A 21,080-nucleotide genomic window follows, 5' to 3' on the forward strand; every position below is an offset into this window, starting at 1 on the left:
TCTAGGAAAGGGCTAGCCCTTTCCTAGACACCCAAATCAACACTTCGAACAAATCTATTTGAATACGAAGGTGATCATCTACCTTGAGAAGTTGAAAAGTCATTTACACAAAAATATTGACAGTACCAATTGAACAGAAAAAGGATTTATTTTATAGCATTGTAAGAAAGTTTGTAGTTAAACCTAATAAAATGGGCAATTAAAGTTGCACACAAATAATATCAAAAGTAAGGGATTAAGCCACTAGACGGACTTAATCCCTTTTTTTGCATCAATTTCGGGAAGTGCTTGAATCCACATAACTTCCACATAACTTGCCCATAAGATCTATACAAGTTTTGCTTATGATAAGAACAAGTAAAGAAAACAAATGAAACTTTACAAGTAAAAATTTAAGGAGGAGATAAAATGTTTCATTAATTACAGATGTAACCAAAACAACAGTACAGTAATGTAATTTGTATCTCCATAACTTTCACATAAGTTACTCATAAAATCCCCATTAGTAAAAAGTATTATGGATTTAAGAAAGGAGAGATAAAGCAATGATGGGATTAGGGCATGGATTTGGAATGTATGGATTTGGAGGTGGATCATTCATGATGATCTTGGTATTTATACTCATCGGCTACCTTATCTATTTAGGAATTAATAGTCAAAATCGGGGTGCCGTAAATAGAAACCAACCTGTAGCAAGTTCAAATGCAATAGAAATTGCCAAATCTAGACTTGCAAAAGGTGAAATATCTTTTGAAGAGTTTGAGCAAATCAAGAAAAATATTTTATAAAGATAATAAATAATTAATAAAAAACTATTAAAAGGAGATTGATTAGACATGAATATACTTAATGGAATTTTAGCAGCAACTTTAGCGTTTACAGGCGGGGCAGGATTAACTACTCTATTTTCTGAAGAGGATGCTCCGAATCAAAATACAGTGATCCAAGAGCAAGATGTTAGATATGATCAAATGGTAGATGTGATGGGTACAGGCGATTTTGAAAGTATGCAAAAGTTCATGGAAGAAGGCAACGTGAACTTCGATGAGATGCAAAAGTTCATGGAAGAAGGCAACGTGAACTTTGATGAGATGCAAAAGTTTATGGAAGAAGGTAATGTGAACTTTGGACAAATGAAACCATATATGAGTGAAATGCATCCCAATTTAGATAACCAAGAATTAGAAGAACTGTATAAAAGTATGCATGGAACAGGTGGTGCATCTCAAAGTAGTAATTTTAGAGGGATGGGCAGCATGTATTAAAAAATGATGAGCAGGTCAATTAACTTTGGCCTGCTACTACAAAAATTCGAAAATAGTATGAATAGAGGAGTGAAGTTATGTTTTTATTACTTATTTTAGCTATGGGTTTTTATCTGTATAAAACAGGTGAATTGCAAAAGTGGTTTGGGAATAATCAAGCAAAAGTAAATAATAATCCAAATGAACTTAAAGAAGTGATTGATTATAGATATGCATCCGGTCAAATTTCTGCAGATGAATATAACAAATTAAAAGCATTATTATAATACGAAATTCGATTATAGAAGGGAGAAATCAACATGATGAATGGAGGACATATGGGTTCCTTTGGAAATGGTGGATTTTATGGATACAATGGAATGCAGCAAGGAATTAATTCGTTTGATATGATGGCAGGTGGGTCTTTGATGACGATGCTTGTATTTGGGCTTATTGCTTTTACGCTATATCTCATTTTTAAAAACAAGAAACAACAAAATTCAGTTTCATCAAATATGGGAAATTCAACAGTTATTGAAGCTGAAGAAGTTGCAAAATTACGCTATGCCCGTGGTGAAATAACACATGAAGAATTTCAAACGATATTAAAAACAATTAAGTTTTAATGAGGTGGAATCGTGTTAAACCTAATACTATCAATAATAGTAATGTATTATTTGGTAAAAACTGGAGACCTATTCAAATTAATAAGAACTGGAAAAAAATTATTCCATGACTTTCTTGTTAGCTTAAAAAAAGAGAAACAAGAGACAAAAGGTAACAATAATCCCATAGAAGTGTTAAAGCTCCGATATGTACAAGGAGAAATAGATAAAGGGGAATACGAACAAATTTTAAAGAATTTATAAAATATAAAAAAAGTCGTCTGAATTTTTTCAGCGGCTTTTTGAGTTTTATCATTAAAATTTACAAATGATAAAAGCTGTACTTTTCATAATTTGTCATTTACTTTTATTTATAAAACCTACAGATTATGAGTAGTTTAAAAATAAAATGTTTAGTTATTAAATACTGGAGATGAGATCATGAGTGTTAGGTATATAAGTACACTTTTAATAGTGTTAATTTCGATTATTTATATTTCAGGATGTCAACAGACAAATGATTCGGCTGAGAATTCGGAAAGTTCTAGTGAAGGAAAAATAAGCATTAGTGATATTCCATCTCCTGAGCAAGATAAAAATATAAAAGAATTTGACATTGTAGCTAAAGAATCACAGTGGGACCTTGGAGGAAATAAAATAATTAATGCTTGGACATATAACGGAACTGTACCAGGGGAAGAAATTAGAGTTAAAGAAGGTGATTTTGTTCGGATAAATTTAAAAAATGAACTTAATGAACCAGTTACCATTCATTTTCATGGTATGGTATTACCTAATAAAATGGATGGAGTTGCAGGACTAACACAAGATGCTGTTCAACCTGGGGATTCTTTTACTTATGAATTCTTAGCAGATGATCCAGGTACTTATTGGTATCATTCCCATCAAAGTAGTTCTGAACAGGTTGATAGGGGGTTGTATGGATCATTTGTTATTGAACCTAAAAACAAGTTGTATGACCGTGAATACACCCTTTTACTTGATGAGTGGGCTATTGGTGACAATGGTAGAGGTGGAATGATGGGTGGAATGATGAATGGAATGTCCAGTGGCGAAATGGATACTGATATGTTCTATAACACATACACAGTGAATGGTAAAACAGGACAATATATTGCTCCAATTGAAGTGAATAATGGAGAAGTGGTACGCCTGCGATTTGTAAATGCAGGATATCGAAAGCATTTTCTAAGGTTTAATGGGGAGCCGTATCGTATTGTTGGAATAGACGGAAATCCTATCTATAACACAAATCCTGGTACCGAACATCTTGAAATAGGGCCTTCTGAACGTATTGATGTAGAATTAACCATTGATAATACAAAACAATGGCAGATCGAAAGTGTAGACGATAATAGTGCTGCTGAAAATATGGTAGTTAAGGTAATTCCTAAAAATATTGATGAAGATAATCAGTCAAAAACAACAGAAACTAAAGATGATGTAACAGAAAATGGGACACAATATATGGATCCTATTTTTAAAGAGATACCTACTCCTGATATTGAATATGATATGTTATTAGGGGCGAGCATGGGTATGGGTAATATGGAATTTACAATTAATGAAGAGGTTTTTCCAGAAACCGAACCGTTTGAGGTAAAAGAAGGTGACATCGTAAAGGCAACATTAATAAATGATAGTCGGTTTGATCACCCTATGCATCTGCATGGACATTATTTTCAGATTATAGCAAAGGATGGACAAAAGTTAGACAATCCAATGGTTAAAGATTTAATCAATGTCAAACCGGGTGAGTCCTATGAAATCATGTTTAAGGCAGATAATCCAGGCTTATGGGCATTTCATTGTCACGACCTTAACCATGCAGCTGGTGGTATGATGACGACATTGGAATATCAAGGTTATTACTCACCTTTTGATATTCACGAAAATGGTAATGAACCTGAGTAATTATTCATGAAACAGTTCGTTCTAATAAATCATTCCCCCTTAAAATAGTGGGAACATTTTTACGCAAAACAATATAAACGCGTTTTAGTATCATCACTCTATCAAAACACACGTTGAATGTGTGTCGCAGATGGTTTTGAGGGAGAATTAACTAGGTGAAATTGAAAATCGATAAGTAATCATAGGAATACCGTGATTATCTACCTCAATCCGCTCAACAAAGTGATGGAGTATTTCCTCCGTTACCTCATGAAGCGGTAAAAAGCTGCTAATGGTATTCCGAAGTTTTTCAATACGTCCTAAAAATTCATCATGTCGGAGTGAGGCTTCAAGCCCACTCCTTTTAATATTTAATTCATTTTTCCTTTCTTGTTTATCATCAGCAACTTCTCGATATTCTTCATGGGTGATTTGTTTTTCTGCAAGCATCTCAAGGTAGCGTTTCTTTTTTCCTTTAGAAGCTTTAATCTCATTTTCAATGTTGTTTAATAACTGAGCAACTTGCTTTTGTTTCTTTAGAGTTTCTTCTGCAAGGGTATTCAAGTATTCCTTATCGTTAATAACTTGAGCCATTTTTTTAATATCAGAAAGGATTGTTTCTTTTAAATCCTTTTCTTTTATTGTTCTTTGAGTGCAAGCAATTTTTCCATGACGAGCGTAACTCCCGCAAATGTAGCCAGTTCGATTTTGCCTATACCACATACCTGTTCCACAATCAGAGCAATATAGGGCATTTGTAAAAATATGTATATTTACCTTCGTATAATTTTTCTTGCGACTTCTCATTAGCTCGTGTGCGGTATCAAAGGTTTCTTGCGAAATGATTGCCTGATGTGTATTTTTTACAACAATTTGGTTTTCTTCAGGAATACTGTGCCTTGACTGGGAGGTGACACTTCTTGTAGTTTCTCTTCCCTGAACTAAATCACCTGTATAATGCGGATTAGTCAGGATGGTCTTAATAGTTGAACCATGCCAATATCGACCTGCATTGCTCTTCTGTGCCACCTGAGAGGGTGTTGGGTACCCCTTTTTGGAAAGAGAACGAGCAATGGAATCGAAACCCTTTCCACACAAATATAAATCAAATATGCTCTTAACAACTTCAGGCGTATAATCACCTGCAAGAACTAGCTTCTTATCAATTACCTTATAACCATAGGGAGCGTTTGAACCATGAAAATTTCCTCTTTTGGCATTTGTGTTTAGAGCAGCTTTGATACGTTCAGAAGTACGCTGTGATTCTTGTTCATATACCCATGCATATAAGCCAAACATATGAATATTGCCCTTAAGTGAATTAATCGCATTATCAAAGGTGATGATGTGGATATTATGCTTTTCAGCAATATCCTTTATTTCGTATGAAAGCTTCCCATTCCTTGCTAGTCGTGATAGTTCCTTTGAAAGGATGACATCAAACTTATGCTGTTTTGCGTCCTCAATCAATTGCCGTAAGTTTTCCTGCTTTTTATCTTTTGTTCCTGATTCCACATCAATATAAAAACGAAACAAATCCCATCCTTTCTCCACGATTATGTTGTAAAAGAACCGCTACTGATTTCAAGCGACGTTTTCTGCTACTCCTTATCAGTCGATACACGGATGTATACTGCGCATTTCAATAATCTCAACTCCAATCAAAAATGTTGAGATGTAGTAGTGTTTACCTGGGTACTAATATTGTCATTTTTTAGTAAATAAAACATTTCAAAAAAATTATTAGGAAACATGGATATTTCTTTTTAATTAATATCAAAAAAATCCACGAAAAAACTTTGGATAAAACGTTGATAAAATAAGATAAAATGGATATAATAAAAATATCATCAGGATAAAGCAAAAGGCAAGGAGGATGGAAATGGATACGAACATTCTTAATTTGATTTCATTAGTTGGTGAAATGTCCGCAGAAATAACAAAACTTAAGGAGGAAATGGAAAATATGAAAAGGGAAATTGCTGCATTAAAAGGTGAAGGTGCTATTTCTTTTGAAACTGAAGAAGCAATAACTGTTTCAAACGCTAGAGATTATGTAATTGAGCAGATTAAAAAAAGGTATCCTCATTTAAAACTAACTAAGGGAAGCCAAAAATTAGGGGCAAAATTAACAATATCGGATGGAGAAAAAACATTACGAGTTCTTTTAAAAAAATCACGTTCTCACAGAGTAAAAGAAGGATATCCAAGTGGATGGTTCACAGTTAACGAAGATGCAGTTGGTACATTTGATTTGTATATATTTGTTATTACATTTGAAGATAAGCTTCATACCATTCTACTCAGCCCTGAACAATTCAAGGCATGGGTAAATGCAAAGCATATAACTTCAGAGAACATACATTTTTATATGAATTTAATTAATGGAGCCTGGATTGACGATAGAGATGATGTGAATTATATATTTACTTATGCTGCTGAAAATTGGTCAGTTATTGAGGATGCATTAAATTAAATAGTTATGCACATATAAAGACCAACTTATCATTCCAAGTTGGTCTTTATAGTTTGTTCTAATTGAAGCAAAAACATTATATTATCTGCTGAACAGCCTGTAGTAGCATTTTGTAATCATTAACCATTAGTATTCTTTTTTTGTTTGCCGGCAAAATGGGCGGCTTTCGGGTTGTCGCTGTGACTTAAAATTCAAACAATGATACTTGTATCCGCAGCTATAATTATATCTGAATGTAAGATTTTAATAACTAAGAGAAATGAAAATATGAAACTACCAAATTTATGGGAGTTCCCAGGGGGAAAAGTAAAAGAAAATGAAACCCCAAAAGACTGTGTAATTAGAGAAGTTAATGAAGAATTGGGAGTTAGTATTAAACTGCATAGCTATTATACAACTAGTATTCATAAATACGATTTAGGTGAGATTCAACTAATTTCATATATTGCAGAGCTGGAAAGTGGAATGTGAATTATGTGAAGAACCAGCACCTTTTACTAATAAAAATGGTGAACCATATCTTGAAACACATCACATAATATGGCTTTCAAAAGAAGGGCCAGATACCATTGAGAATACTACTGCACTCTGTCCGAATTGTTACAGAAAGATGCATGTTGTTGAGTCAGAAGAAGATATTGAAAAACTTAAACAAATAAAAAAGGATTGAGACAATGGATTTGTTAAAAGAAATACAATTGCTTGATGAAAGCTCATCACTTAATGAAGTTTTGACAATTGTAGAGATTGATTTTAAAAAACTGGCAAGAATTGAAAATAAAAAATTCAACGAGATACTTGAAAATGTAGAAAATACCGAATTAAGATATGATGAAAAGGGCAATTCAATTTTTAATTGGTTTAACTGGAGGAAAGTAAACACAATTATAGAAGAATCAGGTGGTCCGGATGCGTGGAAAGAATACTTTTCTCCAGATAATTGTTGGTCATGTCAAAATTTAAGTAATATATATAATTGTTTGGGATGGGGTGTGAAGCCATATTCGGACACTATTAATTCATTTATCACTATTTACTCTTTTGCTTTATTAATATATTATCCAGATGATTTTTATTTTGATGACAGAATAAATTCAGTAAGAGTATTAGAAAATGGAATTAGAAAAAAACAAATAGTTTCAGAAAAATATCTATTGTCTTTATCAAATCAAAATAACAATTATAGATTTGAGGATTTTGATGAAGTTAATAACCTCAAACCTATACAATTGTTAGCTCAGCTGACACATAGTTTTGGGAATTTTATGCCTTGTCCTGATCCTCCTTACAATAAAATTAAGGGAATTAGTAGTGACATAAAGGATTTTCTCGATTTAATGCTTAATAAAATTATTAACAACAAAAGGATTATGGGAGTTACAGTAAGTGAAGAAAAATATTGGAAAGAATGGTTTGAAGATAAGAATGAGAATTTATTAATAGATGAAAAAGACTATCAATTAATAAATGATGTTAAAAGCTTTGATGGGATGCATAAAGAAGAATTTAGGCAATTGCTAAATAAGATTATTGCTCGTATTAGAATAAGAGGTTTAAAAATTGTTGGGAAAATTAATATGTGTAAAGATGTCCAAAAAAAATGTGAAGAGCTTATAAAAAGAGAAAGAAAAATACTTTATTAAAATAAAGGACCTTCAAATAGAATTATTGCTTGATTAAAGTCATTGTTGAGGGGAGATTATAGGGGGTACATCATTACGCAAAATCGATTTTACGCGTTTTAGTATCATCATTCTATCAAAACACATGTTGAGGTAGTATCGCAGATGATTTAAAAAATGAAGCAGGCTCCCGATAAAGGGAAATCCTGCTTCTATACAAATGTTGGGGCGGCAAATCGGTAATAAATAACCGGTGTGCCGTCTTCTTTTACATTGATTATATTGATGAGACGATGTAGAATTTCGGACGTTAGTTCGATGAAAGTTAAAAAATAGAAGAAGCTCTTCTTTTAACTTGTCGATTACTTTCAAGCATGGAGATCATGTCATTTTTCTTTTCTGCAAGCTGAGTGAGTTCGCTATTATTATCCACCACGATTTCTAAATACTCATCATGATGATTTTTTCATTTGCGAGCATATTGATTCTCTGTCACAGTGATACATTGAATTATGTCGACAGGGAGTTAATAAGATTGCGATTCTGTATTTTTAAGTTGTGATGGCAACATTGTAAAGAAAAATGAATACAATTACACCGCATATAAGTTTTGGGAGGACAAATGAACGAACTTCATTGGAAAATTCCTCACTTAAATCGAAATTGAGTAATCCATTTACGTATGATAGTTACAGAAATACCTATAGTTATCGACAAATTTCGGGTTGTCACTGTGACTTAAAATTACATATGAAGCCCATCGCCTTATGTATTGGCCATCCACTTCCTCTAACGGTCAATTTGTCTACGAAGAGCAGGATGGAGCATTACTTGACCCAGATATTTATCTTTCAAAATATCAAAACTGGCGAGATACAACAACTTGGCCCGTATCAAGCAGGCAGTCTGAAGTTATTAATCGCAGTCTTAAAGAACAAGCAGATCCTCTTTTAAAGGAAGGTGTGGTAGGAACTTTCTGTCGCGCCTATTCCGTTCGTGAAGCAATAGAGAAATTCTTAGGTACAGTTTATGAAGCATCTGCTATGGAAGGGCGCTATGACTATATTCCAGCTGACAGTAGTGCGGGTGTAATAATTTATGATGATAAATTCGCTTACAGCCACCATGCCACCGACCCAGCAAGCGGCCTGCTCCTCAATGCTTTTGATCTCGTTCGTATTCATAAATTCGGCTCTTTAGATGATAGAGCTTCCACTACTACGGCTCCTGGCAGGATGCCGTCTTTTGTGGCAATGTGCGAGTTTGCTATAAAAGATGAAGCGGTAAAAGCTGAGTTTGCAAAGGAAAGAAAGGCTCAGGCTGAAGAAGAGTTTAGTGATGAGGATTGGCAGACAGGTTTGGAACTAGATAAGCAAGGTCGGATAAAAGACACACTGGGTAACATCGTCTTGATTATTCGTCATGATGAAGATTTACAGCATATCGCTTTCAACTGCCACCGTGATGGTATAGATGCCAAAGGTGGTCTGCCTTGGGAACAGATCAAGGCTGGTTGGAATGATTCGGACAATGCCCTTCTTAAGGTGTACTTAAGCAGCAAATACGGAGTTTATTCTCCTACCAAGACCAAGGATGCTGTGTTAGCGGTAGCGGCTGAACGAGCCTACCATCCTGTTAAGGAGTATCTGGACTCCCTGCCAAAATGGGATGGAATTAGTCGAGTAGATAATCTACTAATTGATTATTTCGGTGCAACGGATAATTCCTACACAAAGGCAACTATTCGCAAAACGATGGTTGCGGCGGTAGCCCGTATTTATAGACCAGGTACAAAGTTTGATAGTGTTCTAATCTTAAACGGTCCTCAAGGTATCGGTAAGTCAACCTTCTTTGCTAAGCTTGCCGGAGATTGGTTTTCAGACAGTTTGACCATTACGGATATGAAAGATAAATCAGGTGCTGAAAAACTTCAAGGATATTGGTTGTTGGAACTCGGTGAGCTTGCAGGAATGCGTAAGACGGATGTGGAGATTGTGAAGTCCTTTATTTCGAGGGCGGATGATAAGTACCGTGCCAGTTATGGGGTCAACGTCGAAAGCCATCCCCGTCAATGCGTAATTGTGGGTTCTACCAATGCAGAAAGCGGATTTCTTCGGGATATTACGGGTAACCGCAGATTTTGGCCAGTCCGCATTAGCGGTAACAGTAGAAAGAAAGCTTGGCAGATGACCAAAGAGGAAGTACAGCAGATTTGGGCAGAGGCTCTAGTTCTTTATGAGAAGGGCGAAAAACTCTACCTTGAAGGTGATGATGTAACCATGGCAACCAGTGAACAGGCAGATGCTATGGAAACAGATGAACGAGAAGGACTGGTTCGTACCTACTTGGATACGCTCTTACCGGATGATTGGGACACAATGTCTTTGTACGAGCGTAGAAATTTCCTCGGCGGTAGCGAATTTGGCGGCGGCACCCGTGTTGGAACAGTAAAAAGAACCCTTGTTTGCAATATGGAAATTTGGTGTGAGTGTTTCGGTAAAGAGGCATCAATGCTAAAACCATCAGATTCCTATGCCATCGGTGCCATTATGAGAAAGATCAGTGAGTGGAACAAGTACACTGGGAACAAGAATGGTGTTGTGACGTTTCCTGTCTACGGAAAGCAACGAGCTTATTCCCGAGTCGAGGAACAACGCTAAGTTGTACCTTACCTTGTTCCCATACTGGTTCTTTCCCTAAAGTTAGTAATGATAAGGAAAATCAACGGTTCGGAACAAGTGGAACAAGAAGTATCCTATTTATTTATAAATAGTAAAAAGAAGTAATAGTAGCCTGTGCATACACGCATACGCGCGCGTATAGGAAAATTGGGTCAAAGTTGTTTTCTTGTTCCGAGCCTTTTTATATGGGAGGTATTTATGCTTGAAAAAAATATAGAAAAGAAACTGGTGGCTGAGGTAAAAAAGATGGAAGGCATTGCGGCGAAGTTTGTTAGTCCGGGTTTAGATGGGATGCCAGACCGCCTAGTGCTTTTACCATATGGGAAGATGGCTTTTGTGGAATTAAAGGCTCCCGGAAAGAAACCTCGCCTGTTACAGATTAGAAGAATAAAGCAATTACAGAAGTTAGGCTTTACCTGCTATGTCATTGATGATGTTAAGCAGATTGGAGGGATACTTGGTGAAATACAATCCTCATAAATATCAGACCTATGCAACGAACTTCATACTTAAGCATCCCATCGCTGCGGTGTTTTTAGAAATGGGTCTTGGCAAAAGCGTCATTACTCTAACGGCTATATTTGATTTATGTCTTGATAGTTTTGAAATTGGAAAGGTTCTGGTCATTGCCCCACTTCGAGTAGCAAGGGATACTTGGCCAGCTGAGATAAATAAGTGGGAGCATTTAAAAGGACTGGAGTTTTCGGTAGCCATCGGCACAAAACAGGAGCGATTGGCGGCTCTTAGAAAACCTGCAAGTGTCTATCTTATAAATAGAGAAAATGTGGACTGGTTGGTAAACAAAAGTGGCATCCCTTTTGACTATGACATGGTGGTAATAGATGAGCTATCATCCTTTAAATCCTATGGTGCAAAAAGATTTAAAAGTTTACTAAAAGTAAGGCCGAGGGCAAAACGGATCGTGGGTCTTACGGGTACACCCTCCAGTAATGGGTTAATGGATTTGTGGGCAGAGTTTCGTATTCTTGACATGGGTAAAAGACTCGGCAGATACATAACTCACTACCGCAATTCCTTTTTTACACCGGATAAACGTAATCAGCAAATCGTATTTTCATATAAACCATTGCCAGGTGCTGAAGATGCCATATATCGGCTCATTTCGGATATCACCATTTCCATGAAATCAGTCGATTTTCTGAAAATGCCAGAGTGCGTTATCAATGAAGTGCCCGTGTATCTGAATGGCAAGGAACAATCCGTATATGATCACTTTCGTGAAGAGATGGTTCTTGAATTTGCTGATGAAGAAATAGATGCCATGAATGCAGCCGTCCTTTCTGGCAAACTCCTGCAAATGGCAAATGGTGCTATCTATGATGATGATAAAAACTCTCATATTATCCACGACCGCAAGCTAGATGCTCTTGAGGATTTAATTGAAGGTGCTAACGGCAAACCTGTGCTTATTGCCTATTGGTATAATCACGATTTAGAGCGTATTAAGACAAGATTCAATGTCAGAGAAATTAAGACTTCCAAGGATATCAAGGATTGGAACAACGGCGATATTTCTGTGGGGGTTATCCATCCTGCATCTGCGGGACACGGCCTTAACTTACAAAGTGGTGGTTCAACGCTTATCTGGTTTGGACTTACTTGGAGTCTGGAACTCTATCAGCAAACAAACGCGAGACTTTGGAGACAAGGTCAAAATGAAACCGTAGTTATCCATCACATTATTACAAAAGGCACGATTGATGAAGATGTGATGAGGGCCTTGAAACGAAAGGAAAAGACACAGTCCGATCTTATTAACGCTGTCAAAGCAAATCTGGGGAAAGCGAGGGGTGTTGTATGATGGATGCATTTGATAAACTGGCAAATGCCATTATTCTACAGGCGGTCAAGGATTATCGTTTTGCTCTGAAAAGACTAGCAAAATACCCTCGCAATGATTCTGCTAGATATACGAAAGGTGAGATTGAGCGTTTCTTTCATTCCGGGTATTTCACTACCCTGACATCCCTCGATCCTGAGATGCTAATTCAAAAGCTACATGAGGAGGTGGTGCGATGACGGCAAAGGAATTCTTGAAACAAGCTTATCGCTTAAATGAGCTAATTAATTCCGATCTTGAGGAGTTGCAAAATCTAAGGGAACTCTCAAGAAGTGTTTCATCTCCTGTTCTTGAGGAAAAAGTCAGTAAAACAAAAAGTACTGATCCACCTTTTGAAAAATATGTGATTAGAATAGTAGATTTGGAGCAACAGATACAACAAGAGGTGGAACGATTAATAAAGCTGAAATCAGATATTCGTGAAGCAATTAACCAGATGGAAAATGTGGATGAGAAGCTGATTCTTCGCTACCGATACATTAACTTTCTTAACTGGGAAGAAATCTGTGTCAATCTTAATGTTTCTATGAGAACCGTGCATAGACTCCATTCATCCGCTTTGCAACATTTAAAGGTGCCGAAATAAAAAAGGATAGTCGGAGAATAGTGTGGAAAGGGATTAAAAGTTCATACCCAAATTTCTACTTTTTACTTGGTTCGATTGCAAAGGGACTAGCGGATAACTTTATTTGCTAGTCCTTGTAGCAATATTTATTTAATATTTGTTCCCCAATAATCTAATTCCATATATTGTTCAAATAAATTTCTAACAAATTTTAAATTAGATAAAGAGTTTTTAATCACTGTGATAAAATGAAATTAATAGCACATTAAAAAGAATGGAGTTGTACTAATGAAAAAAAGTAGATTTTTTATTGTCGCAACCCTTGCAATTATTTTAATAATTGGAATATCGTCATGTAGCAATCCATCTGATGATACTAAATTAGTCAGGGATCAAACTGAACTTGAAAAAATCACAGAAAGTAAAGAAGATTTTGCTACTACTAAAAGCTATATGGGAGGTAGTAATCAATTAGACGACATAACTAATGAAAATAGTGCCTTGGAACAAGAAGATGGTATGGAGCACTCTAGCGATACAGAAGGAAAAGACTCAAGAAATATAACAAATACAGATGGAAATCAAGAAGTAAGTAGTTACAATGAGAAAGACAATAAGATACATGATGATGAAGACCCTAGAAAAATTTCAAATAAGGAGTTATCGAATTTTATTGTAAAATATCATGAAGTTTTTAATGGAATAACGTCTAATGAGAAATACAAAAATATAGATTGGGATAATATGAAATCAACCAAGGAAAGTATGTCGAGTGAAATTGAACAATTTTTAAATAATCAAGATTCCTATCCTCCTTCTATGGGATTAGATTTTGAACGAATTATACAATTAGCTGAAATCAGTTTAAAGAATTATGACTCAACCCCCGTTGTATATATCCATCGAATTCTTCACGATTTAGATATAGAATATAATAAATATACTCCCAACAATAAATATGGTTTTTCCAATTATGATGGTGGTGGAGAGAATCAACTAACTATATCTGATTATATAGAAGGACACAAAAATTAATAGGGAGATAGAACGGATGTGTAATGAAAATGACGATCATCTTGTGAATGCACAAAAAACGAAATTTTTAACTGGAATTGGTTGTTTCTTTGCTGTAATTATAATAGGACTTATAGTTGTTATAATACCAGCATGGTTATTTTTTACGCAACCCAAAGAGACTCAATTAACGGTCAGTCATTCGCCTAACAATATAAACACAATTGAGGTTGTTAGAATAGAGGACTTCCCCGACCCTACAATTAGAATTAAATATGATAATAAAAGCGTTGTGAAAACAAAATTGCCCGACAAAATATCTGTGAAATGGAAGGATGACTACGAGGCTGATATCGTTTTTACTAAGCAAGGAAGAGAACCAGATATTGTTAAAGTTACATTCGAATAACTAATTTTCACAAAAATGCTTGAATTCAAAAAAAGCATTTTTGTGTTTCTATTACCAGTAAAGTAATAGTTCCATAAGATAATCCGAATACCCATATAAAGTTGGCACACTTTGGCACAGTTTGGCATACGATGACACTGTTTGTCCGTAGTGAAAGTTATATAATGGTAGTATGGAATATTAATAAACAGAAGCCTTCACGGGAGCATTTCTCCTGCGAGGGCTTTTTCTATGGGCAAAAGGAGGTGCAGTATGCCAAAGAAACCTAAGCGACCGTGCTCTTACCCTGGTTGCCCAGAGCTAACCGACAAGCGCTTTTGTGAAGAGCATAGCAAGAAGGAAGCCGCACGGTATGAAAAGTATGACCGTGACCCAGCAACCCGTAAGCGTTATGGTCGTGCTTGGAAAAGAATACGTGACCGCTACATTGCAGCTCATCCTCTTTGTGAGGAATGTAAACGACAAGGAAAGCTAACCCCAGCAAATGAAGTCCATCACATTCTTCCTCTTGCAAGAGGAGGGACTCACGATAGAAGTAATCTGATGGCTCTTTGTACTCCTTGCCACTCTGCAATCACGGCAAGAGATGGAGACCGTTGGGGAACCCGGTAGGGGGAGTCAAATCTCCACAGCTTTTCTTTTGTGTAATCACTCTGCAGGCGGGTTCCAGCCCGACCGTTTATTACACGATTACTTATACTAAAAGCCGACCTAATAATAGCCAGATGACATACAACTTCACCATATCCGCTGCGTTAGGTTCATCAGGTTCCTTTATTCGTAGTGGTTATGCATTGCTTTGCACTATGACTGTAAATGGATCTTCTTCACAAGTGCGTATTAAAGCGGCAGACGGAGATAACTGGGAAGGGACCACACCAAGGATTAGATATGTTTCGGTGACCTGTGCTTCTACTACAGGTAATGCAACCCAGCCAGTCACATTCAAAGTGGTATCTGATGGACGATTACCATTATCCTCTGGTGTGATTACCAATTCAAGCTATACGGTACTAAGTGCTCCATTGCTTACTACGGCTTGTGGAGCCCCGACATCTTGTACGGTTTCCCCGACACTTGCGGAAGGGGATGTGACTCTTTCTTGGAGTGGTGCTTCTGGGGGCATCAATAATACGATTTCTAGTTATGAGATTCAATATAGTGATTCTGCCGATAACATCACATGGGGAGCATGGACTGCTCTGACAACTGTGACCACCACAGCATCAAGTGGCAGTGTATCAGTAGCACCGCCCTCAACGCGAGGTAATTACCGAAGATTTCGTGTACGAACCCGTGGTACAGCAGGAGCTAGTTATTACTCTAGCTGGAAAGTATCCACAAACAGCGTCCGCAGGAATACGGTACCAAAGCCAGCAACGACTGCTGTTGCCTCCCCTGCGGCATATAGTAATGAGACTATCACACTTACTTGGAGCGGAGCGTCTAGCGGTACCAGTCCAATTAAGGGGTATCAAATTGCCAGTCGCACATCCACGGATAACAGCACATGGAGTGCGTGGAATGTGTTGACCATGTTGACATTGGCAGCAAGCGGTGGTAGCTATAATCCAATTGTATCGAGGACCCCAGGAACATATACACAATTTGGTATTTGGACAATTGACACATTTGATGTTTACTCAATAGAGAAAATCAGTAATAGCATTTATTGCAACATCACTGCCTGTGCAGCACCGACTGCCTGCACGGTAAGTGCAACATTATCTGAAGGAAACGTTACTCTTTCGTGGAGTGGAGCAGCTGGTGGCGCAGGTAATCCCATCACTTCCTACGAAATACAATATAGTGATTCGCCAGATAATAGCAATTGGGGTGCTTGGTTGGCATTGGCGATAGTCAATACTTCTGCAACAAGCAGTATTTTAAATGTCAGTCCACCTGCTACACGTGGTCATTATCGTCGGTTCCGAATAAGAACCCGTGGTACAGCTGGAGAGGATTTTTACTCAGGCTGGACTATTACCAGTAATACTGTTCGTAAAAACATACTACCAATACCGCCGACTATTTTTGCCGCAAACCCTCCTATCTATGAAGTAAATACAATAAACCTTTCGTGGAGTGGAACGGTACCTGGAACCAGCTCCATCAAGCAATATGTTATTCAACAGGCCACTTCGATAGATGGACTAAATTGGTCTGCTTATGAAGCACTGACGACAGTTATTTCCAATGCGACTTCAGGCACTCTTCAGGTAAATGCCTCACAGGTTGCCGGTAGATATACTCGTTATCGAATCAGCGTCACAGATGCACTTGATGCAGTGTCTGCCTATGTTGTTAGTAACGCGGTAAAGAAAAACAGCCCGCCTGTAGCACCGATAGTGGACTGTCCAATGTCTGGCAATTTTACTTATAATGCTACACCACGTTTTATGATCACAACAGGAATTGAACCAGATGGACAAACACAAATAGTGGAGGTAAGGATTGACTCTGGTTCATGGCAAAACAGCGTAGACAATCCTGAGCGGTTTTCTGTAAGCGGCTATCTTGGTAATGGGGTCAAGACAATTTACCAAGCTGAACCGCTTTCTGTAGGAAATCATACGGTTACTTTTCGTTGCCTTGACAGTGATATCGAGTCAGCAAGCACAGAAGTTGTTCGTACCTTCACGATTTTAGCATTACCTTTTGAAATCATCACCGCTAATGTGACACATGTAAAGGCAGCGCATATTAAGACGCTTCGAACTGCTATAAACAGGGTACGTAGCTATTACAATATGTCCCCTGCAACTTGGAAAGAGGAGATCATCGCAAGAAAGACCACTGTTAAGAATTGGCCATTCCATATCGTTGAAATGCGTAAAGCTATTGATGCGATTATTATGATAATTAATAGTTTTGATTCTTCCCATGCGTTCGATATACCATCTGTCACATGGCTACCTATTGGTACAGGAAGGCCTAGGGCAGATGTGATGCAACAAATTCATGACCTAATAAAAATAATGTAAAAATAAAATTCAGCGCTCTTGTCATTTGCAGGGGCGCTTTTCTATATGGAAATACACGAAACGGAGGTGTCTTTAATGAAAGAAATTTGGAATTGGATACAGCTGGCTATTGCCGCAGTCGGTGGATTTCTTGGGTGGTTTCTCGGCGGTTATGACGGATTTCTCTATGCACTGGTAGCCTTTGTGATCATTGACTACCTGACAGGTGTCTTTTGTGCAATTGCAAACAAAAAACTGTGTAGCGAAATCGGTGCTAAGGGGATTTTCAAAAAGGTACTCATCTTTATAATGGTAGGCATCGCTCATATTATCGATACACAAATTTTGGTTAGTATTGGAGAAAATAGTGGCATTTTACGAACAGCAGTAATCTTTTTCTACCTAAGTAATGAAGGAGTATCCATTTTAGAGAACGCTGGACATATTGGACTGCCTATTCCAGAAAACCTAAAATCGGTTTTACAGCAACTACATGGACGTGATGGGGAACCGCCTAAGCCTGGTGGTGGAAGATGATTGACTTAATATTTGATTAGAGGTGATTTTAATGAAGTTACGCAAACTATTACTTACGAACAATGCCTGCTATAAAGCGGGTAAAATCATAACGCCAAAGGGTATTATGGTTCACTCGACTGGTGCAAACAACCCATGGTTGAAGCGCTACGTTGGCCCAGACGATGGCTTGCTAGGAAAGAACCAGTATAACAACCATTGGAATCAAGACAAACCTGGAGGGCGTGAAGTCTGTGTCCATGCCTTCATTGGTAAATTAGCAGATGGTTCCATTGCTACCTATCAAACATTACTTTGGAATCACCGAGGTTGGCATGCTGGCGGAGCTGCGAACAATACTCATATTGGATTTGAAATTTGCGAGGACGGATTGACCGATGCCTCGTATTTTTCTGCTGTTTACAAGGAAGCTGTGGAGCTTTGTGTACATCTTTGCAAACTCTATGGATTTAGCGAAAAAGATATCATCTGTCACAGCGAAGGTTATAAACGAGGCATTGCCAGTAACCATGGGGATGTGATGCACTGGTTCCCTAAACATGGGAAGAGTATGGACACCTTTCGAGCGGATGTGAAGAAATTACTAATCACAGAAAATAAGCCAGCAGAACCAGTGAAAAAGAAATATTACCGTGTGCAGATCGGTGCATATTCGGATAAAGCAAATGCTGAGGCACAGCTTGCCAAGGCTAAAAAGGCAGGCTTTACGGATGCATTTATTAAGTATGATTAACAAATTGAGCGAGTTAAAAATCATCGAGATTCCTAAATAAAATATTAAACTATTAATTTATCTAGCCTGCGGGGGTTCTTCCCTTGCAGGCTCTTTTTTTATGCCTTGATTTAATTAAATTCTACAAATCCTCAACTTCGACCTGTTCCCACGGCTATTAGGTAGGAGGTGATTCCTAGTGAATCAGCACGAGGATAAAAAAGTTACGAAGATCTCGGATGAGGTTATAGACAAAAGCATCACCGCACTTAAGAGAGTGTCACAGGAACAGTTACAACGTGAGTTTGATTATATTCAGGCAGAAAAATTGCTGAGAAAGATGCTCGAAAAAGGCTTAATAACTGAAGTAGAATTCAACAAGATAGATGCACTCAATCGCCAAACATTCTCCCCCTTTTTAGCTGAGATAATGCCCTGAAACCGTTGATATATAAGGGTTCCAGAGGTAATATGTGACCTACCAAGAAGGAGGTGAGAGGATGAAAAAGATAACGAAAATAGAAGGGAATCTAGCCAACTCTTTTATTAAGCCAAAAACACGAGTAGTTGCCTACTGCCGAGTTTCAACAGATAGTAATGAACAGCTAGTCAGCTTGCAAGCGCAAAAGGCTCATTATGAGACTTATATAAAGGCGAATCCAGAATGGGAATATGCAGGCTTATATTATGACGAGGGAATCAGTGGCACGAAAAAGGAAAACCGCTCTGACCTGCTTAGAATGTTATCAGACTGTGAAACTGGAAGGATTGACTTAATTATTACAAAGTCCATCAGCCGATTTGCGAGAAATACTACAGACTGCTTGGAGATGGTTCGAAAACTGATAGGCCTTGGGGTTCATATCTATTTTGAGAAGGAAAATATCAATACGGGTTCAATGGAAAGCGAGTTGATGCTCTCCATTTTAAGTGGGCTTGCAGAAAGTGAGTCAATTTCCATTTCAGAAAATACGAAGTGGGCCATTCAAAGACGATTTCAAAACGGAACCTTTAAAATTTCCTACCCGCCATATGGTTATCAAAATAATGACGGTCAAATGATAGTAAACCCCAAGCAGGCTGAAGTTGTGAAGTATATTTTTGCAGAGGTATTATCGGGCAAAGGCACACAGAAAGTTGCAAATGATCTTAATCAAAAGGGTATCCCATCAAAAAGAGGTGGTCGTTGGACAGCTACTACGATTAGAGGGATTCTGACTAATGAAAAATATACTGGTGATGTTATTTTGCAAAAGACTTATACGGACAGCCATTTTAATAGGCACACCAATTATGGTGAGAAAGATATGTATCTAGTAGAAAACCATCATGAGGCAATTATCAGCCATGAAGATTTTGAAGCTGTAGATGCCGTTCTCAATCAGAGAGCAAAGGAAAAAAGCATCGAAAAGCGCAACAGCAAATATTTAAACCGATATTCTTTCTCCAGTAAAATCATCTGCTCGGAATGTGGCAGTACCTTTAAAAGACGGATTCATTCATCTGGAAGAAAATACATTGCTTGGTGTTGCAGTAAGCATATAAGCAATATAACGGAATGTTCCATGCAGTTCATACGAGATGAAGATATAAAGACTGCATTTGTCACGATGATGAATAAACTCATTTTCGGTCAGAAATTCATATTAAGACCACTTTTGAATGGGTTACGTAACCAGAACAATGCGGCAAGTTTTCGCAGAATTGAAGAGTTGGAGACTAAGATTGAAAATAACATGGAGCAGAGCCAGATGTTGACGGGTTTAATGGCCAAAGGATATCTGGAACCTGCTCTTTTTAATAAAGAAAAGAATTCACTGGAAGCAGAAAGAGAAAGACTTCTTGCTGAAAAGGATCAACTTACTCGTTCTGTCAATGGCAATTTTGCAAAAGTAGACGAGGTTGACCATTTACTTAAGTTTGCCACTAAGTCCAAAATGCTCACATCCTATGGGGATGAGCTGTTTGAAGAATACGTAGAGAAGATTATTGTCCTTTCACGAGAGGAAGTCGGATTTGAATTAAAATGTGGAATCACATTGAAGGAAAGGTTGGTGAATTAGATGGGGCACACACCCTATGGATATAGAATTGAAGATGGAAAGGCTGTTGTGGATGAAAAATCATCAGAGCAGGTAAAAGAATTATATTCAGGATATTTGGCAGGACTTTCTTTGAAGGATGCTGCTAAACAAGCTGGGATAGACTGCTACCATGCCACAGTAAGTAAGATGTTGCAGAACAAGCATTACCTTGGCGATGAATTCTACCCTCCAATTATTGATGAGGAGACATTTGAAAAAGCAAGGTTAGAAAAACGAAAGCGAGCAGAAAAGCTCGGAAGGATATGGGAGCCCAAAGATGTGCCGGAAACGACTTATCCTGTAAAGTTCAAAGCAAAACCTCTGGTACAAAAATATGACGATCCATATAAGCAGGCAGAATATGCTTACAGTTTGATAGAAAGTGAGGTGTAA

Annotated in this window: 25 protein-coding genes; 24 read left to right on the plus strand and 1 reads right to left on the minus strand. The window is 37.5% G+C overall.

The window, feature by feature from the left end:
- The first annotated feature begins 545 nt into the window (after window positions 1-545).
- The 6 genes from QQZ16_RS14025 (at window position 546) to QQZ16_RS14050 (ending at window position 3,784) form a co-directional block, all read left to right on the plus strand.
- A complete protein-coding gene (locus QQZ16_RS14025; RefSeq protein ID WP_031536877.1) occupies window positions 546-788 on the plus strand; it encodes an SHOCT domain-containing protein in 243 nt (80 codons plus the stop codon).
- A gap of 48 nt (window positions 789-836) precedes the next feature.
- Window positions 837-1,265 carry a hypothetical protein gene (locus QQZ16_RS14030; RefSeq protein WP_031536876.1) on the plus strand — a complete coding sequence of 143 codons (429 nt, stop codon included), beginning with the start codon at window positions 837-839 and terminating at the stop codon, window positions 1,263-1,265.
- 77 nt (window positions 1,266-1,342) lie between these two features.
- Window positions 1,343-1,531, plus strand: a complete 189-nt coding sequence (locus QQZ16_RS14035) for a hypothetical protein (protein WP_031536875.1) — start codon at window positions 1,343-1,345, stop codon at window positions 1,529-1,531.
- Window positions 1,532-1,564: 33 nt separating this feature from the next.
- A complete protein-coding gene (locus QQZ16_RS14040; RefSeq protein ID WP_031536874.1) occupies window positions 1,565-1,870 on the plus strand; it encodes an SHOCT domain-containing protein in 306 nt (101 codons plus the stop codon).
- Between the two features lie 12 nt (window positions 1,871-1,882).
- Window positions 1,883-2,113, plus strand: a complete 231-nt coding sequence (locus tag QQZ16_RS14045) for a hypothetical protein (protein WP_109768508.1) — start codon at window positions 1,883-1,885, stop codon at window positions 2,111-2,113.
- 177 nt (window positions 2,114-2,290) lie between these two features.
- The gene (locus tag QQZ16_RS14050; protein WP_031536872.1) at window positions 2,291-3,784 is read left to right on the plus strand and encodes a multicopper oxidase family protein; all 1,494 of its coding nucleotides are present in this window, start codon (window positions 2,291-2,293) and stop codon (window positions 3,782-3,784) included.
- Window positions 3,785-3,931: 147 nt separating this feature from the next.
- On the opposite strand, the gene QQZ16_RS14055 is transcribed toward QQZ16_RS14050, so the two are convergent.
- The gene (locus tag QQZ16_RS14055; RefSeq protein WP_284561433.1) at window positions 3,932-5,317 is read right to left on the minus strand and encodes a recombinase family protein; all 1,386 of its coding nucleotides are present in this window, start codon (window positions 5,315-5,317) and stop codon (window positions 3,932-3,934) included.
- Window positions 5,318-5,645: 328 nt separating this feature from the next.
- Between QQZ16_RS14055 and QQZ16_RS14060 the strand changes: the two genes are divergently transcribed.
- From QQZ16_RS14060 to QQZ16_RS14145, 18 genes are all read left to right on the plus strand, one after another.
- A complete protein-coding gene (locus QQZ16_RS14060) occupies window positions 5,646-6,239 on the plus strand; it encodes a hypothetical protein (protein ID WP_031536871.1) in 594 nt (197 codons plus the stop codon).
- A 198-nt stretch (window positions 6,240-6,437) separates the two neighbouring features.
- Window positions 6,438-6,710 (plus strand): (deoxy)nucleoside triphosphate pyrophosphohydrolase, encoded by a 273-nt coding sequence (locus QQZ16_RS14065; RefSeq protein ID WP_035416317.1) that lies wholly within the window; start codon window positions 6,438-6,440, stop codon window positions 6,708-6,710.
- Window positions 6,700-6,909 carry an HNH endonuclease gene (locus QQZ16_RS14070; protein ID WP_031536869.1) on the plus strand — a complete coding sequence of 70 codons (210 nt, stop codon included), beginning with the start codon at window positions 6,700-6,702 and terminating at the stop codon, window positions 6,907-6,909. Before QQZ16_RS14065 ends, QQZ16_RS14070 begins: the two co-directional genes overlap by 11 nt.
- Before the next feature lie 4 nt (window positions 6,910-6,913).
- Window positions 6,914-7,882, plus strand: a complete 969-nt coding sequence (locus QQZ16_RS14075) for a hypothetical protein (RefSeq protein ID WP_031536868.1) — start codon at window positions 6,914-6,916, stop codon at window positions 7,880-7,882.
- Between the two features lie 746 nt (window positions 7,883-8,628).
- Entirely contained in the window at window positions 8,629-10,521 is a 1,893-nt protein-coding gene (locus tag QQZ16_RS14080) for a virulence-associated E family protein (protein WP_231512532.1), read from the plus strand.
- A gap of 219 nt (window positions 10,522-10,740) precedes the next feature.
- Window positions 10,741-11,022, plus strand: coding sequence for a VRR-NUC domain-containing protein (locus tag QQZ16_RS14085; protein ID WP_031536866.1), 282 nt, complete (start codon window positions 10,741-10,743; stop codon window positions 11,020-11,022).
- On the plus strand, window positions 11,003-12,364 hold the full coding sequence (locus QQZ16_RS14090) for a DEAD/DEAH box helicase (RefSeq protein ID WP_031536865.1): 1,362 nt from the start codon (window positions 11,003-11,005) through the stop codon (window positions 12,362-12,364). The genes QQZ16_RS14085 and QQZ16_RS14090 overlap by 20 nt, the downstream gene beginning before the upstream one ends.
- Entirely contained in the window at window positions 12,364-12,582 is a 219-nt protein-coding gene (locus QQZ16_RS14095) for a hypothetical protein (RefSeq protein WP_035416316.1), read from the plus strand. The genes QQZ16_RS14090 and QQZ16_RS14095 overlap by 1 nt, the downstream gene beginning before the upstream one ends.
- On the plus strand, window positions 12,579-12,989 hold the full coding sequence (locus QQZ16_RS14100) for a DUF1492 domain-containing protein (RefSeq protein ID WP_031536863.1): 411 nt from the start codon (window positions 12,579-12,581) through the stop codon (window positions 12,987-12,989). Before QQZ16_RS14095 ends, QQZ16_RS14100 begins: the two co-directional genes overlap by 4 nt.
- Window positions 12,990-13,256: 267 nt before the next feature.
- Window positions 13,257-14,003 carry a hypothetical protein gene (locus QQZ16_RS14105; protein ID WP_031536862.1) on the plus strand — a complete coding sequence of 249 codons (747 nt, stop codon included), beginning with the start codon at window positions 13,257-13,259 and terminating at the stop codon, window positions 14,001-14,003.
- A 16-nt stretch (window positions 14,004-14,019) separates the two neighbouring features.
- On the plus strand, window positions 14,020-14,391 hold the full coding sequence (locus tag QQZ16_RS14110) for a hypothetical protein (RefSeq protein WP_031536861.1): 372 nt from the start codon (window positions 14,020-14,022) through the stop codon (window positions 14,389-14,391).
- A 252-nt stretch (window positions 14,392-14,643) separates the two neighbouring features.
- On the plus strand, window positions 14,644-15,003 hold the full coding sequence (locus QQZ16_RS14115; protein WP_031536860.1) for an HNH endonuclease: 360 nt from the start codon (window positions 14,644-14,646) through the stop codon (window positions 15,001-15,003).
- Between the two features lie 221 nt (window positions 15,004-15,224).
- Entirely contained in the window at window positions 15,225-17,375 is a 2,151-nt protein-coding gene (locus QQZ16_RS14120) for a hypothetical protein (protein WP_231512531.1), read from the plus strand.
- Between the two features lie 75 nt (window positions 17,376-17,450).
- Window positions 17,451-17,891: a phage holin family protein gene (locus QQZ16_RS14125; RefSeq protein WP_027625352.1), complete on the plus strand. Its 441-nt coding sequence runs from the start codon at window positions 17,451-17,453 to the stop codon at window positions 17,889-17,891.
- A 31-nt stretch (window positions 17,892-17,922) separates the two neighbouring features.
- On the plus strand, window positions 17,923-18,624 hold the full coding sequence (locus tag QQZ16_RS14130) for an N-acetylmuramoyl-L-alanine amidase (protein ID WP_031536857.1): 702 nt from the start codon (window positions 17,923-17,925) through the stop codon (window positions 18,622-18,624).
- A 178-nt stretch (window positions 18,625-18,802) separates the two neighbouring features.
- Window positions 18,803-19,042 (plus strand): SHOCT domain-containing protein, encoded by a 240-nt coding sequence (locus QQZ16_RS14135; RefSeq protein WP_031536856.1) that lies wholly within the window; start codon window positions 18,803-18,805, stop codon window positions 19,040-19,042.
- 61 nt (window positions 19,043-19,103) lie between these two features.
- Window positions 19,104-20,666 (plus strand): recombinase family protein, encoded by a 1,563-nt coding sequence (locus tag QQZ16_RS14140; protein WP_031536855.1) that lies wholly within the window; start codon window positions 19,104-19,106, stop codon window positions 20,664-20,666.
- Window positions 20,667-21,080 carry a recombinase family protein gene (locus QQZ16_RS14145; protein ID WP_031536854.1) on the plus strand — a complete coding sequence of 138 codons (414 nt, stop codon included), beginning with the start codon at window positions 20,667-20,669 and terminating at the stop codon, window positions 21,078-21,080. It abuts the gene before it with no gap.

Origin of the sequence: Bacillus sp. T2.9-1 (assembly GCF_950097965.1) — a bacterium.
Lineage (GTDB): Bacteria > Bacillota > Bacilli > Bacillales > Cytobacillaceae > Niallia > Niallia hominis.